This is a genomic window from Niveispirillum sp. KHB5.9 (assembly GCF_048066115.1).
Lineage (GTDB): Bacteria > Pseudomonadota > Alphaproteobacteria > Azospirillales > Azospirillaceae > Niveispirillum.
Genome location: NZ_JBLTYX010000002.1, coordinates 321,237 through 334,745, shown reverse-complemented (window position 1 = coordinate 334,745; position 13,509 = coordinate 321,237). Strand labels below are relative to the sequence as shown.

General features: G+C 64.4%; 15 protein-coding genes. 4 read left to right on the top strand and 11 right to left on the bottom strand.

Going from position 1 to position 13,509, the window contains the following annotated elements; genetic code table 11:
- Positions 1-1,710 (top strand): class I adenylate-forming enzyme family protein, encoded by a 1,710-nt coding sequence (locus ACM9HJ_RS06030; protein WP_416570800.1) that lies wholly within the window; start codon positions 1-3, stop codon positions 1,708-1,710.
- An 82-nt stretch (positions 1,711-1,792) separates the two neighbouring features.
- On the top strand, positions 1,793-2,320 hold the full coding sequence (locus ACM9HJ_RS06025) for a winged helix-turn-helix transcriptional regulator (protein WP_416570799.1): 528 nt from the start codon (positions 1,793-1,795) through the stop codon (positions 2,318-2,320).
- Between the two features lie 11 nt (positions 2,321-2,331).
- On the opposite strand, the gene ACM9HJ_RS06020 is transcribed toward ACM9HJ_RS06025, so the two are convergent.
- Genes ACM9HJ_RS06020 through napE form a run of 8 tightly spaced genes read right to left on the bottom strand, consistent with a single transcriptional unit; the run spans position 2,332 to position 8,090 of the window.
- The gene (locus ACM9HJ_RS06020; RefSeq protein WP_416570798.1) at positions 2,332-2,928 is read right to left on the bottom strand and encodes an aspartyl/asparaginyl beta-hydroxylase domain-containing protein; all 597 of its coding nucleotides are present in this window, start codon (positions 2,926-2,928) and stop codon (positions 2,332-2,334) included.
- A gap of 11 nt (positions 2,929-2,939) precedes the next feature.
- Positions 2,940-3,683 carry a glucose/galactose MFS transporter gene (gene gluP, locus ACM9HJ_RS06015; protein ID WP_416570797.1) on the bottom strand — a complete coding sequence of 248 codons (744 nt, stop codon included), beginning with the start codon at positions 3,681-3,683 and terminating at the stop codon, positions 2,940-2,942.
- Between the two features lie 7 nt (positions 3,684-3,690).
- Positions 3,691-4,326, bottom strand: coding sequence for a NapC/NirT family cytochrome c (locus ACM9HJ_RS06010; RefSeq protein WP_416570920.1), 636 nt, complete (start codon positions 4,324-4,326; stop codon positions 3,691-3,693).
- Entirely contained in the window at positions 4,326-4,847 is a 522-nt protein-coding gene (locus ACM9HJ_RS06005; protein WP_416570796.1) for a nitrate reductase cytochrome c-type subunit, read from the bottom strand. Before ACM9HJ_RS06005 ends, ACM9HJ_RS06010 begins: the two co-directional genes overlap by 1 nt.
- A 2-nt stretch (positions 4,848-4,849) precedes the next feature.
- On the bottom strand, positions 4,850-7,351 hold the full coding sequence (gene napA / locus ACM9HJ_RS06000) for a nitrate reductase catalytic subunit NapA (protein ID WP_416570795.1): 2,502 nt from the start codon (positions 7,349-7,351) through the stop codon (positions 4,850-4,852).
- Positions 7,348-7,620: a chaperone NapD gene (locus ACM9HJ_RS05995; RefSeq protein ID WP_416570794.1), complete on the bottom strand. Its 273-nt coding sequence runs from the start codon at positions 7,618-7,620 to the stop codon at positions 7,348-7,350. The genes napA and ACM9HJ_RS05995 overlap by 4 nt, the downstream gene beginning before the upstream one ends.
- On the bottom strand, positions 7,610-7,918 hold the full coding sequence (locus ACM9HJ_RS05990; RefSeq protein WP_416570793.1) for a 4Fe-4S dicluster domain-containing protein: 309 nt from the start codon (positions 7,916-7,918) through the stop codon (positions 7,610-7,612). Before ACM9HJ_RS05990 ends, ACM9HJ_RS05995 begins: the two co-directional genes overlap by 11 nt.
- A gap of 13 nt (positions 7,919-7,931) precedes the next feature.
- Positions 7,932-8,090 (bottom strand): periplasmic nitrate reductase, NapE protein, encoded by a 159-nt coding sequence (gene napE, locus ACM9HJ_RS05985; protein WP_416570792.1) that lies wholly within the window; start codon positions 8,088-8,090, stop codon positions 7,932-7,934.
- A 384-nt stretch (positions 8,091-8,474) separates the two neighbouring features.
- Between napE and ACM9HJ_RS05980 the strand changes: the two genes are divergently transcribed.
- Both ACM9HJ_RS05980 and ACM9HJ_RS05975 read left to right on the top strand, forming a co-directional pair.
- A complete protein-coding gene (locus tag ACM9HJ_RS05980; protein ID WP_416570791.1) occupies positions 8,475-8,711 on the top strand; it encodes a hypothetical protein in 237 nt (78 codons plus the stop codon).
- 141 nt (positions 8,712-8,852) lie between these two features.
- Positions 8,853-9,566, top strand: coding sequence for a cyclic nucleotide-binding domain-containing protein (locus ACM9HJ_RS05975; RefSeq protein ID WP_416570790.1), 714 nt, complete (start codon positions 8,853-8,855; stop codon positions 9,564-9,566).
- 19 nt (positions 9,567-9,585) lie between these two features.
- Here the strand turns inward: ACM9HJ_RS05975 and ACM9HJ_RS05970 are convergent, their stop codons facing one another.
- Genes ACM9HJ_RS05970 through ACM9HJ_RS05960 form a run of 3 tightly spaced genes read right to left on the bottom strand, consistent with a single transcriptional unit; the run spans position 9,586 to position 13,463 of the window.
- A complete protein-coding gene (locus tag ACM9HJ_RS05970; protein WP_416570789.1) occupies positions 9,586-11,265 on the bottom strand; it encodes a GMC oxidoreductase in 1,680 nt (559 codons plus the stop codon).
- On the bottom strand, positions 11,262-11,876 hold the full coding sequence (locus ACM9HJ_RS05965; protein WP_416570788.1) for a gluconate 2-dehydrogenase subunit 3 family protein: 615 nt from the start codon (positions 11,874-11,876) through the stop codon (positions 11,262-11,264). The genes ACM9HJ_RS05970 and ACM9HJ_RS05965 overlap by 4 nt, the downstream gene beginning before the upstream one ends.
- A 27-nt stretch (positions 11,877-11,903) precedes the next feature.
- The gene (locus ACM9HJ_RS05960) at positions 11,904-13,463 is read right to left on the bottom strand and encodes a carboxylesterase/lipase family protein (RefSeq protein ID WP_416570787.1); all 1,560 of its coding nucleotides are present in this window, start codon (positions 13,461-13,463) and stop codon (positions 11,904-11,906) included.
- Positions 13,464-13,509: the final 46 nt, after the last annotated feature.

Sequence of the window (13,509 nt, the reverse complement as noted above, 5' to 3'; positions counted from 1 at the left end):
ATGACCCGGATCACTGGGCCGGGCGGTCCGCTGCCGCTCGGCTCCATCAACCGTGATGGCCGCACCGTTCCCGTCATCGCCGGCGTGCCGCCGACGCTGCCCGCCTATTTCGGGCATTTCTGTCGGGAGCATGCGGCCAAGACCTTCCTGGTATCGGGTACGGAGCGGCTCAGCTTCGGCGACACCTATACCGCGGCCCAGTCGCTGGCCCGCGGGCTGGTCGACCGGTTCGGGGTGGTGCAGGGCGACCGGGTGGGCATCGCCATGTGCAATTCGCCGGCCTGGATCATCTTCTACATGGCCATTCTGATGGCCGGCGGCGTGGCCACCCTGCTCAATGGCTGGTGGCAACGCGACGAACTGCTTGACGCCGTAGGCGATGTGGATTGCCGGCTGGTCTTTGCCGATGCGCCCCGCGCCGCGCGGCTGGCCGGGGCCAAGGCGCGCATCGTGGTGATCGATGATGCGCAGCCCTTGCCCGACATCGTCACCGCGCTGCTGCAAGGCGCTTCGGTCCGCACCGAACTGCCGCGGATGGTGCCGGACGACTGGGCGACGATCCTGTTCACCAGCGGTTCCACCGGCCGGTCGAAGGGTGCCTTGTCCGACCACCGCGCCGTGACCCAATGTATCTTCAACTATCTGGCCCAGACGCTGGTCATGCAGCAGGTATCGATGGAGGACGGGATCGACGTGAACCGCCCGCCCGCCACGCTGCTATGCATGCCGCTGTTTCATGTTACCGGGGAAATCCCCGTCTTCCTCCTGAGCATGGCCATCGGCCGCAAGCTGGTGATCATGCCCAAATGGGACGCGGAGGAGGCGATGCGCCTGATCCAGGCGGAGCAGGTCACCTATTTCGTCGGTGTGCCGCTGATGAGTTATGAGATTCTGACCCATCGGCGACGCGGGCTGTACGACCTTTCCACGGTCACCGACTTTGTCGCCGGTGGTGCACCGCGCCCGCCCGGGCATGTGATCCGCATGCATGCGGAACTGGAGGGCAAGCCCCTGATCGGCTATGGCCTGACGGAGAGCAACGGCATCGGCAGCGTCAATGTCCGCTCCAACTACCTGGCCAAGCCGGACAGCGCCGGCCGCGCCGCCCTGCCGCTGGTCGAACTGATCCTGCTGGACGAAGCCGGGCGCCACCTGCCGCGCGGAACGCGGGGAGAGGTCGCCATGCGGTCGGTGTGCAATTTCCGGGAATATTGGCGCGACCCGGCCGCCACGGCCGCCGCCTTCACCGCCGACGGTTTCCTGCGCACCGGTGATATCGGCTATCTGGATGACGACGGATATCTGTTCATCATCGACCGCAAGAAGGACATCATCATCCGCGGCGGGGAGAATATCGCCTGCCAGGAGGTTGAGGCGGCGATCTACCGGCATCCGGACGTGGTGGAGTGCGTGGTCTTCGGCCTGCCCGACGAACGGCTGGGCGAAATCCCCGCTTGCGTCATCCATTTCCGGTCGGGAAAATCAGGGTCGGCGCAGGAGATGCGGGATTTCCTGGCACCCCATATCGCCGCCTTCAAGGTGCCGCAGGCGACGTGGAGCAGCCCGATGCCGCTGCCACGGCTGGGTTCGGAAAAGATCGACAAGCTGTCGCTGCGTGCCCATTGCCGGCTGGAACTGATCATTGGCCCCACGCTGCCGGCATCGACCGCCGCCGAAAACGCCGCCGGCTGGGCGCTGAGAAGAATTTAACGACCGCCGGATATCGGTGGGTATGCCGCCCGTCGGGTGCGCCACCCCATTATCGGCATTGGCAGTCCCATCCGGACACGGCATGTTGGGTTTCAGAATGGAACCCGACGGACATGCCGATATGCGCTGGGACGAACTGGATCAGGAGGCTTGCCCGGTCGCCCGCTGCGTGGCGGTGATTGGGGACCGTTGGAACCTGATGCTGCTGCGCGACTGTTTCATGGGCGTGCGGCGGTTCGAGGATTTCCAGGCAAGGCTCGGCATCACGCGCCATGTTCTGGCGGACCGGTTGCGGGGCCTCGTCGCGGCGGACATCCTGCGCCGCGCTCCCTATCATGAGGGGCGCACGCGGTACGAGTATCGCCTGACGCCATCCGGCATGGACCTTTATCCCGTCATCATGGCCATGGTGACCTGGAGCAATACGCACCGCCTCGGTGCCGAAGGGCGCCCGCTGCTGTATCGGCACAAGGGATGCGGCAAGCATTTCGACGCGAAACTGGTCTGCTCGGAATGTGGCGAGGCACTCGATCCCCGTCACACCAATGTCGAGATGGGGCCGGGCATGCCCAGTGATCAAATGTTACGGCACGCGCCGGTGAATACATAAAGCGGGAGCGATCAAGCCACCAGCTGTCCGTCGGGGTCCTCCACGACCTCGCCGGGCAGGACGTAGTCCAGGATGGCGTGGATGCGCGCCCGGTCGCTCTGGTTGCGCACGGCATGGGGCTTGCGGTTGTTGATCTCCCAAATCTCGCCTGCCGCCAGATGGCGGATCACCCCGGCGATGGCGAAATCCACGCCCGGTGCCGTGACGATGGGGAAATGGATGCGGTGGGCGCGTGACAGCGAGGCACCGTTGTCGCGGTGGGAGCCGATGGAGCCCCCCGCCGCCAGCCGAACCAGGATGATGCGCTGGAAATAGCCGGGGCCGGACGCACCCGGCGGCGGATTGCGGGCGTAGAAATCCCGGATGATGTCCATGACCGGTGCCAGCAACGGCTGGAACCGTGCGAAGGCCGGTTGGGTGGTGGCGTCCGTGTGCCGCATGTCCGGATCGAAGATCAAGCCCACCGTCTCCGTCTGCGCATGGGCGCGATAGACCTGCTGGCGCCCCGTCTCCGCCCCCCAGGCATCCTCGCCCATCGCGGTCACGGCGGCCTGGGCGGGGGAAGGGTCGGCATGGCCGATGAGACGGTATTCCCCGTCGAAATACATGATGTTCCTCCTCAGGCGGGCCGGCTGCCGCGCACGGCGAAATACCAGATGAACAGGTAGGATGGCGCCATCAGCGCCAGGAACACCCACTGGAAATCCGCCACCTCCTTCAGCAGCGCGAAAAGCTGCGGCACGACGGCGCCGCCGGAAATGGCCATGACCAGGATGGCGGACCCGGTGCCCGTATGCCGCCCCAGCCCCTGGATGGCCAAGGGGAATATGGCGGGCCACATCATGGCGTTGGCGAAGCCCAGCGCCGCCACGAAACCCACGGAGACGTAGCCCTGCGTCGCCCAGGCCCCCGCCACCGCCGCCGCACCCAGCAGGGCGGACAGTGCAAGGTAGCGTTCCTGGCTGACCACGCGCGGGATCAGGACCAGCCCGACGACATAGCCCAGCATCATGCCTGCAAGCGTCAGGGATGTGAAATAGGCCGTCTGCTCGAACGGCAAACCGAACGCCATGCCATAGATGCCGATGGCATCGCCGGCCATCACCTCCACCCCGACATAAAGGAACAGGGCGACGGCGCCCAGCCACAGGTGACGGAAGCCCAGCAGCCCGCGCCAGTCGCCGTCGCCGCCCCGATCCTCCTCCGCCCGCAGGTCGGGCAGGGGGGAGCGCAGGACGCCAAAGGCCAGCAGGGCCAGGATGGCGGTCTGCTGACCCTGCTGCTGCTGCCCGCCATCTATACGCTGGTCGGGCGGCGGGTTCCCGCACCGGGTCAGGCCCAAGCGCAGACGGGCATCGAGCAACCACCCCTCAATGCCCCATATTGACGGCGGCCGGCATGGTCCAGATGGGTACGCCGGTCATGTCGGGCAGCCGATGGGCGATGCCCTTGTGACAGTCGATGCATGTCGCCTGGCCGGTGAACAGGAAGCGCTGGTGCGCCTCGGCGCCACGCGCTCCCTGGCGGGTGATGTCCATGGATTCCATGCTGTGGCAGTTGCGGCATTCCAGGGAGTTGTTGGCCTTCAGGCGTGCCCATTCGTGGCTGGCCAGTTCCTTGCGCTTGTCCTCGAATTTCTCCGGCGTGTTGATCGTGCCGAAAATCTTGCCCCAGACCTCCTTGGATGCCTGCATCTTGCGGGCGATCTTGTCCGTCCAGTTATGGGGAACGTGACAGTCCGGGCAACTGGCGCGCACGCCGGACCGGTTGGAATAGTGGATGGTCTGTTTCAGGTCGGCATAGGGGTTGTCCTTCATTTCGTGACAGCCGATGCAGAACGCCTCCCGATTTGTCACCTCCAGGGCGGTGTTGAAGCCGCCCCACCACAGGACGCCGGCGACGAAGCCGCCGATGGTCAGGAAGCCGATGCCCAAATGCGCGGCGGGGCGGTTGAAGGCCGCCCAGGCCGCCCTGGCCAGACCCATGGCCTTGCGCACGATACCCATCATTTGGCCCCCGCGGGGCGGGTGGACATGCTGTCCATGTCGCGGAAAATATTGGGCACGCGCGGCTGCACGTCCGATTGCGGCACATGGCATTGCAGGCAGAAATAGCGCCGGGTGGACACACCCGCCAGCACCTGTCCGTCACGGTCCTGGAAATGGGTGACGGAGACCATGGGGGCCTGGCTGTCACCGGTGAATTCGCGGGCATGGCAGGTCAGGCACTTGTTGACCTTCATGTCCAACTGGTAGCCGACGATGGTGTGGGGGATCACCGGCGGCTGTTCGGGATAGTTGCGCTGGCGGCGGCGGTCGTCGGTGGCGTCCTTGGGGATGGGCACCGCCTCCTGCACGTTCAGCCCGTCGGCACCGGTGAAGGCGGGCCGGCCGCTGCCGACCACGTCGCGGACGGTGGCTGGTGGGGCCTTGTCGGTGGCCAGGGCCTTCTGGCCCAAAGGCACCGACAAGATCGTCAAGGCGGCCAGTGCGGCCAGGAACAATGGTGTACGCAGGTTTCTGCTCATGATCAGACCCCCTGTACCGGCGTGATCTTCACGGCGCATTTCTTGAAATCGGTCTGTTTGGAGATCGGGTCGGTGGCGTCCAGCGTGACGCGGTTGATCAGCACATCGGCATCGAACCAGGGCACGAACACCAGACCGCGCGGCGGCTTGTTGCGCCCACGTGTTTCCACCCGCACCCGCACCTCGCCGCGGCGCGAGGCCACCACCACCTCCTGCCCACGCCGGACCTTCAGCGACTGGGCATCGTCGGGATGCATGTAGCAGAGCGCTTGCGGTACGGCCTTGTACAGTTCCGGTACACGTCGCGTCATGGAACCGGAATGCCAATGTTCCAGCACGCGGCCGGTGCTGAGCCAGAACGGGTAATCCTTGTCCGGGCTTTCGGCCGCGGGCTCGAACGGCAGGGCATAGATGCGGGCTTTGCCATCCTTGTGGCCGTAGAAGCGCATGCCCTCACCGGCCGGCACATAGGGATCGCTGCCCTCGCGGAAGCGCCAGCGCGTCTCCTTGCCCTCCACCACCGGCCAGCGCAGACCCCGCTCGGCATGGTAGGTGTCATAGGGGGCCAGATCGTGACCATGGCCGCGCCCGAAGCTGGCATATTCCTCGAACAGGCCTTTCTGGATGTAGAAGCCGAAGGCCTTGGCCTCGCGGTTCTCATAGGCCGGGTCGCACTCCGTCACGGGGAATCGGTCCACCTGGCCGTTACGGTAGAGGATGTCGTAGAGCGTCTTGCCCCTGAATTCCGGCGCCTTGGCCAGCAGGTCGGCCGGCCACACCTCCTCCACCTTGAAGCGCTTGGAGAATTCCACAAGCTGCCAGAGATCCGACCGCGCCTCGCCCGGCGCGTTCACCAGCTGGTGCCAGACCTGGGTGCGGCGTTCGGCATTGCCGTAGGCGCCTTCCTTTTCCACCCACATGGCGGCGGGCAGGATCAGGTCGGCGGCCTGGGTGGTGACGGTGGGATAGGCGTCGGAAACGACGATGAAATTGTCGGGATTGCGATAGCCGGGCCAGGTCTCGTTGGCGATATTGGGTGCTGCCTGCATATTGTTGTTCACCTGCACCCAATAGCAGTTCAGCTTGCCATCCTTCAGCATGCGGTCCTGCTGCACGGCGTGGAAGCCGGGCTTGGCCGGGACGGTGCCGTCCGGCAGCTTCCACAGACGTTCGGTATGGGCGCGGTGTTCGGGGTTGGTCACCACCATGTCGGCCGGCAGGCGGTGGGAGAAGGTCCCCACCTCGCGTGCCGTGCCGCAGGCGCTGGGCTGCCCGGTCAGGGAGAAGGGGCTGTTGCCGGCCTCGGAGATCTTCCCCGTCAGCAGGTGGATATTGTAGAGCAGGTTGTTGGCCCAGACGCCGCGCGTATGCTGGTTGAACCCCATGGTCCAGAAGCTCATCACCTTGACCTTGGGATCGGCGTAAAGCTCCGCCAGCGCCTTCAGACGTGATACCGGCACGCCCGACTGCGCCGCCACCTTCTCCGCCGTATAAGGGGCGACGAAGGCCGCGAACTCGTCAAAGCTCATCGGGTCGGAATCGTTGGCTGTCGCGGCGTTCTTCGCCGCCTTTTCCAGCGGATTGTCGGGGCGCAGGCCATAGCCGATATCGGTGCGGCCTTTCACGAACGTCGTGTGCCTGTCCACGAACGCCTTGTTGACCCGGCCCGTCTTGATGATGTGGTTGGCGATGTAGTTCAGGATGGCCAGATCGGTCTGTGGCGTGAATACCATGGGGATGTCCGCCAGCTCGAACGAGCGATGTTCGTAGGTGGACAGCACCGCCACCTTCACATGCTCGTTCGACAGGCGGCGGTCGGTGACGCGGGTCCACAGGACCGGGTGCATCTCCGCCATGTTGCTGCCCCACAGCACGAAGGCATCGGCCGCCTCCATGTCATCATAGCATCCCATCGGCTCGTCGATGCCGAAGGTGCGCATGAAGCCGGCCACGGCTGACGCCATGCAATGGCGGGCGTTGGGGTCGATATTGTTGGACCGGAAGCCGGCCTTCATCAGCTTGGACGCGGCATAGCCCTCGTGCACTGTCCATTGGCCGGACCCGAACATGCCGATCGCTCCCGGCCCCTTGGCCTTCAGCGTCGCCTTCCATTTCTCCGCCATGATGTCAAAGGCCTGGTCCCAGGTGACGGGCGCGAAGTCGCCATCCTTGTGGAACTTGCCGTCCTTCATGCGCAACAGTGGCGTGGTCAGCCGGTCCTGGCCATACATGATCTTGGACAGGAAATAGCCCTTCACGCAATTCAGGCCGCGGTTGACCTCGGCCTTCTGGTCGCCATGGGTGGCAACGACCATGTTGTCCTTTACGCCGACCATGACGCCACAACCCGTGCCGCAGAAGCGGCAAGGCGCCTTGGACCATTTCATCCTGGCGTCGGGACCGGTCAGCAGCGGATTGGCCTGGGCCTGCAGCGTGATGTCGGCGGCGGTGGCGGCGGCGACCGCGGCCTGGGCCTTAAGGTAGTCGCGTCGGGTCAGGGTCATGGCATCAACTCCGCAAGGGAAGCCGCCGGTTCGGCGTGGTGATAGACGAGAAGGGCGCTGAACACGCCTGGGATGAGGTTGATGGCGTCCAGCACATCGGCGATCTGGCGTTCGCGCGGGCGTTCAACGACGACGACCAGCCGGCTGGCATCGCCGTCGGTCGGCGCGATCTCGCAATCCAGGCGCAGGATCTGGGCCTTCACCGCCTCGACCCGTTCCGGTCTCGCATGGACGACGATGCTGGAAATGTGGATTTCCTCATGACTCATGGGGCGTCTCCTTGGCTGGGGCCAGGCTGATGGCGCCGGCGGGACAGGGAGCCAGGCAATCGCCGCAGCCGGTACAGCGATCCGCATCCACATCCACCCGTGACCGGCCGCGCGGCATCAGGCGGAAGCGGATGGCATCCTGTGCGCAGGCATCGCCGCAGGTCCGGCAATAGGCGCCGTTCTCCGCCAGACAGGTGTCGGCGATAGCGGCAAGCATGGGGGCAGCCGACCGTTCGGCTGGTTCGGATGGTGCGGTGGCGCGGCCGAAGAAGGCGCGGCGGGAGAGCGTGGTCGTCATTTTGGTGCTTCCGTCACATGGTCGGCGGACCGGCAACCAGCTGGTACATCCAGACGGAGAAGCCATAGGCAGCGACCACCCCGACCGACAGGACGGGAATCAGCACAAAGGCCAGGAACAGGAACTTCAGGATTTCGGACCGTCTGCTGTCAGGAATGGGGGTGATGTCCATGACAACCTGCCTGATATTGTTTTCTATCCGAACCATGATAACGGACAGGATCGTTCCAACATTGATCGGGGTCAACAGATGTATATGGAATAATTCTGTCGACGTAGTTTTATTTTGTATTTGTTAAATTGATAATGAATATCAATTAATAATATTCGTTCCTGCATTTGATATTTATCAAGACTTAGTTTTTTTGGCCTTTTCCAGGGGCATCTGTCTTTTCTGCGGCCACGGCGAGATATACATTCAGATATTACGACCCTCGCGATTTCCGACTATATTCTGGATGGTATGGGCGCAAAGCTTGCTCTCGCGCAAAGACGGGCGGGGGGCGAGGGCGCTTTTATCCGTGGGGCCATCTCGGCCTCTATGGAGATGAAGAACATGCAAACCCGGATCGTCCAATTCCGCCGCGACGCTGCACATCACATGGCGCCGGCTGACGCCGTCCTGGGACCGCAGCAGGATGGTTCCATCGTCTGTGCGATCGATGATTGTCCCGATGCGGTGCCGCCGGAGCGGTTGCGCGAGCTGTTCCCCACGCCGGATGTTCTCCGCGTGGCTTTCGCCGATCTGCCCGTGCGCGATGGCGGTTGCTGCGGCGGTAGTTGTGGGGGGTGAGGTGGGGTGCGCGCGCACGGTGAACATGCGGGTTGCCCACGCGCAACATTTTGGATTATGGGGAATATCATTCGTTGATTATTTGATTTTATCGACGAATTATTCTGAAATCCAATCCATATCCTTGTTCGTGGCGTTGCGATGAATTCCGAAGACCTGGCGCTGGTGCACAGCCTTCCCTTTTTCAGCAACCTGACGGAAGCCCAGGCTGCCGATCTGCTGTCGCGCAGCTACATGCAGCGGTTTCCGCGTGGAACCCTGCTGTTCGATGAAGGGCAGCGGGCGGATTTCCTGATGGTGCTGCTGGAAGGGGCGGTGGAGTTGTTTGCCCGCAACCATGACCGCCATGAGGCCGTGGTGGAGATATTGTTCCCGGTTGACAGCTTCATCCTGGCGGCGGCCCTGACCGGTGCCCCCTATCTGATGTCGGCGCGGACGTTGCAGCCTTCGCGTATCCTGATGCTGGATGCACGGATGCTGCGCCGGGCCGTCGCCATCGATCCCGGCCTTGCCGCCATTGTGATGGCGGAGCTGGCGGGGCACTTTCGCCGCATGGTTCGGCAGGTCAAGGACCTGAAGCTGCGTACCGGGGCACAGCGCCTGGGCTGCTATGTGCTGGGACTGGCGGGGGAGGATGGGGAGATCACCCTGTCGCTGGACAAGCGTACACTGGCCTCACGCCTGGGCATGACGGCGGAGAACCTGTCGCGCGCCTTCTCCACCCTGCGCGACCATGGGCTGGTCGTGCAGGGCAGCCGGCTTTTAGTGTCGGATCGGGAAATGCTGACGGCCTTTTCCCATCCCGACCCGTTGATCGATGTGGATGAAGGAGCATTGTCGATAGAGATCGAATGATCTCGGGGGCGCATGTGCTTCAGATTTTGCCTTCCTTCAACATGCCGACGGCCGCATCGCAGGCCCGCGCCGTCAGCGCCATATAGGTCAGCGACGGGTTCTGGCAGGCCGATGAGGCCATGGCGGCACCATCCGTCACGAAGACGTTGGGCACGTCATGCAACTGGTTGAAACGATTGGTGACCGATGTGCGCGGGTCGCGGCCCATCATGGCCCCACCCATCTCATGAATGGCGCTGCCGCCGATGCCGGGCCGGTCGAAGGACATGATGACCTTGCCGCCGGCGGCGGTCAGCATGGCGCTGGCTTCCTTGGATGCATCGGCCAGGGCCCTGCGCTCATTCTCGCCATGGGTGAAGTCGATCTGGAGCAGGGGTGCCCCGAACGGGTCCGTCTTCACCGTGTCCAGCGTCAGGCGGTTGGTCTCGCGCGGCAGGCTTTCGGCGAAGCTGACCAGCACCATGCGCCAGCCGCCGGGACCGCGCAGATTGTCCTTGTAGTCGGCGCCGATGCCGGCCTCGCGCTTGCCACGGCTCCAGCCGCTGCGCAGCGCCCCGCCCTGGAAACTGTAGCCGCGGACGAAATCGCCCTCCGCCTGGTCGCCCAGATTGCGGAAGCGGGGAATGACCACGCCCGTGGGCCGGTTGCCATAGGTGGTGCGGTCCTGGAACCGATCGAACAGGGCGACACCGCCCAGGGTCGTGGCATGGTCCATGATATGGGTACCCAGCCGCCCGCTGGAATTGCCCAGGCCGTTGGCCGCCGCGGCGGAACGCAGCAGGACGTGGTTGGTGTTGAAGGCGCCGGCATTCATGAAGATGATGCGGGCGGTATAGCGGCTTCGCACCCCGGTCTTGACGTTCAGGACAGACACGCCGGTGGCACGCTTCTTCTTCACGTCATAATCCACCTGTTCCACCACCGTATCGGTCAGCAGCGTCAGGTTGCCCGTGGCCTGGGCGGCGGGCAGGGTGGAACTCTGCGTGCTGAAATAGGCGCCATAGGAACAGCCGCGCTGACAGATGGAGCGGTACTGGCAGGGACCGCGCCCATCCTTCTCCACCGTCAGGTTGGCGGTGCGGCCGATGGTCAGGCGGCGGTCGGGCCACTGGCTTTCGATCACAGATTTGGTGTGCTTTTCCAGGACGTTCAGGGCCATGGGCGGCAGATAGATGCCATCGGGCAGGGATGACAGACCCTCGGTCTGGCCCGACACGCCGATGAACCGTTCGACATGGTCGTACCAGGGCTTCAGATCCCCATAGCGGATGGGCCAGTCGACACCGAAGCCATCCTTCTTGTTGGCCCCGAAATCATGGTCGCTCATGCGATAGGATTGGCGGCCCCAGGTCAGAGACCGGCCACCCAGCTGATAGCTGCGCCACCAGTTGAATTCCTTGCCTTCCGCCACCGAATAGGGGTTTTCCCGGTCATTGACGAAATGGTTCTGGGTGAACTCGGTGAAATGCCGGTTCTTCGACTGGATGGCGAAATCCTTCGCGTACAGTTCCGGATCGCCATGGCCGCGAAACGGCAGCTCCCACGGCGCCAGCGTTTCGGTGACATAGTCGCTGCCATGTTCGATGGTGCGGCCGCGTTCGACCATCAGGACCTTCAGGCCCTTTTCGGTCAGTTCCTTTGCCGCCCAGCCGCCGGTGATGCCGGAGCCGACGACGATCGCGTCGAAATCTGTCTTCATCCGAAATCCACCGCTGTCCAGTCGCTTGACCAGGCCCGTTCCTTGGGGCCGACGGGCACGTCCGGGTCCCAGCGGCCCGGCACCAGTTCATATTGCAGTTCCTGGCTGGCCCCGATTTCCGACGTGTAATAACCCGTCAGGATCAGGCCCTTCAGCATGCGCCAGGGCGATTTCTCATTGCCCTTGGTGAAGGATTGGGCGTCTAGGTCGGCCAGGGCCTTGAACTGCACATCCGGCTTGGCGGACAGGAACTTGCCCCCCGCCTTCAGGTCCAGCTCAAAGCCCAGCCAGTCCAAAGCACTTGCCCCCTCCGGCCCCGTGCCACCCGTGAACAAGGCGGGGGGCACAGGGACGTTTGAACCTGAGACACCATGGGCCATGGCCAGGGAGACGAAGGCGGGAACGCCGGCCTTCAGCGCGCCGGGCGTGTCGGTGTCCGGAATGGTCAGGTCCGCCACTTGGTCCAGCAGGGTCTGCTGCCGGGTGGGCAGGGGGGCCTTGGCACCGCCGGCCATCTGTGCCCAGACCTGGGCCGGTGTTACCGCCAGGGCCAGGCCGGACAGCAGCACGCCGCGACGGTTGGGGGTGACATGGGTTGGCGCGTCGTGCATGTGATGCATCCTGCTTCCAGGTTTGGCTCAGAACAGCCCGAGTTTCCCGCCATTGGCGACGAAATCCTTATAGGATTTCAGCTTGTCGGCAGCCATCGGTTCCATGAGCCCGACCTTGTCACCCAGGGACATAATCTTGCCGCGGGTGACCGCCGGCCAGGGCGCCAGCCCGGTGCCGTTGGGGTTGCCGGTTTTCACGAAATTGACCCAGTAGCCGCCGAAGGTGGCGGCGATGTCATGGTCGGCCTTCGTGAAGGGCCGTGTCGACTTATCCAGCGTGGCGAAGACATAGGGCAGTTCGGCGGAATGGAAGGTGCCGAACCGCGCCGCATCGGTGCCGGGCTGCGGATGCTGAAACAGATAGGCATAGACGGGGGCGGCCCCGTCCTTGCGCGCATCGGCCCAGTTCATCATCGACGCTATGGCCTGTTCACGCAGCAGCGCCTGGGCGGCACCGGACGCCGCCGGGCCATCATCGCCCTGGTAATAGGGGCGGAAGGTTGTGGCACTGGCGGCGAAACGCTTGGTGACCAATTCGTCCAGTTTGGCACTGGTGGTCAGCTTCCAGTCGGGGCCGGCGCTGCTCTCATCAGTGGTCAGGCCGGTCAGGACAGGGATGTCCTGGCGCTGGCGCGCAGGGTCGGGCAGCACGGCCTTTTCGACGATGGGGAAATAGCGGATGCCCGGCGGGGCCACGGACGGGTCCCTGGCGGCCTTGGCCAACTGGTCCACCGGCAGCTTGCGCAATGCGTCGATGCCGGCAACACTGGCGGCGGCCACGACCTTTTCACCCCGTGCTTCGGCTTCGGCCAGGGTAAGGCCGGGCATGCCCATGCCGGAACCGCTCTGGGCGATGGCGCGGATGAACAGCCCTTCGGCAGAGGGGGAGGACATCAGGGCATGGACGGAGGCGGCACCGGCGGACTGGCCGGCGATGGTCACCTGTTTGGGATCACCGCCGAAGGAAGCGATGTTCTTCTGTATCCAGCGCAAGGCGGCGACCTGATCCATCAGGCCGTAATTGCCCGACGATCCGGCCTCCGCCGTCAGCGCGGGGTGGGCCAGGAAGCCATAGACGCTGACGCGGTAATTCAGGCTGACGACGACGATGCCCTGACTGGCCAGCTTTTCGCCATCATAGAGCGGGACGGAGCCGGAACCGCCGCCGAACCCGCCGCCATGGATCCAGACCATCACCGGCCGCTTCGCATCGCGCGGGCCGGACGGGGTCCAGACATTGACGAACAGGCAATCCTCGCTCATCCGCTGCGTCGGGAAATATTCCGGCGACCAGGGGGATCCGCCGGGCGGCGAATGGGGCGGGTCCTGCTGGCAATCGGCACCGAACTGCGTGGCATCGCGCACGCCCGTCCATGTCGCGGCCGGCTGCGGGGCGCGCCAGCGGTTCCGCCCGCCGGTATCCCCGCCATAGGGGACGCCCAGGAAACTGTCCACCTTGTTGGCGCTTTTGCCGGCGACACGGCCGGCTTCGGTCGTGACCTCCGGTGCAGCCTGTGCGGCAGAGGCCGCCCCACCCAGGGCCAGCAGCGATGCCACGACACGCAGAACGGCGAAGTTCCGTTTCATCTCGACCCTCAACATCTGAACCGCAAGTACCAAAGAACGGATGCCG

Bases quoted from the DNA above. Each gene is read 5' to 3' on its own strand.
- ACM9HJ_RS05960 (WP_416570787.1), bottom strand. From the start codon at position 13,463: ATGAAACGGAACTTCGCCGTTCTGCGTGTCGTGGCATCGCTGCTGGCC.
- ACM9HJ_RS06010 (WP_416570920.1), bottom strand. From the start codon at position 4,326: ATGGGTATCGTGCGCAAGGCCATGGGTCTGGCCAGGGCGGCCTGGGCG.
- ACM9HJ_RS05970 (WP_416570789.1), bottom strand. From the start codon at position 11,265: ATGAAGACAGATTTCGACGCGATCGTCGTCGGCTCCGGCATCACCGGC.
- ACM9HJ_RS06005 (WP_416570796.1), bottom strand. From the start codon at position 4,847: ATGAGCAGAAACCTGCGTACACCATTGTTCCTGGCCGCACTGGCCGCC.
- ACM9HJ_RS05975 (WP_416570790.1), top strand. From the start codon at position 8,853: ATGAATTCCGAAGACCTGGCGCTGGTGCACAGCCTTCCCTTTTTCAGC.
- ACM9HJ_RS05980 (WP_416570791.1), top strand. From the start codon at position 8,475: ATGCAAACCCGGATCGTCCAATTCCGCCGCGACGCTGCACATCACATG.
- ACM9HJ_RS06025 (WP_416570799.1), top strand. From the start codon at position 1,793: ATGTTGGGTTTCAGAATGGAACCCGACGGACATGCCGATATGCGCTGG.
- ACM9HJ_RS06030 (WP_416570800.1), top strand. From the start codon at position 1: ATGACCCGGATCACTGGGCCGGGCGGTCCGCTGCCGCTCGGCTCCATC.
- napA (WP_416570795.1), bottom strand. From the start codon at position 7,351: ATGACCCTGACCCGACGCGACTACCTTAAGGCCCAGGCCGCGGTCGCC.
- ACM9HJ_RS05990 (WP_416570793.1), bottom strand. From the start codon at position 7,918: ATGACGACCACGCTCTCCCGCCGCGCCTTCTTCGGCCGCGCCACCGCA.
- napE (WP_416570792.1), bottom strand. From the start codon at position 8,090: ATGGACATCACCCCCATTCCTGACAGCAGACGGTCCGAAATCCTGAAG.
- ACM9HJ_RS05995 (WP_416570794.1), bottom strand. From the start codon at position 7,620: ATGAGTCATGAGGAAATCCACATTTCCAGCATCGTCGTCCATGCGAGA.
- ACM9HJ_RS05965 (WP_416570788.1), bottom strand. From the start codon at position 11,876: ATGCACGACGCGCCAACCCATGTCACCCCCAACCGTCGCGGCGTGCTG.
- ACM9HJ_RS06020 (WP_416570798.1), bottom strand. From the start codon at position 2,928: ATGTATTTCGACGGGGAATACCGTCTCATCGGCCATGCCGACCCTTCC.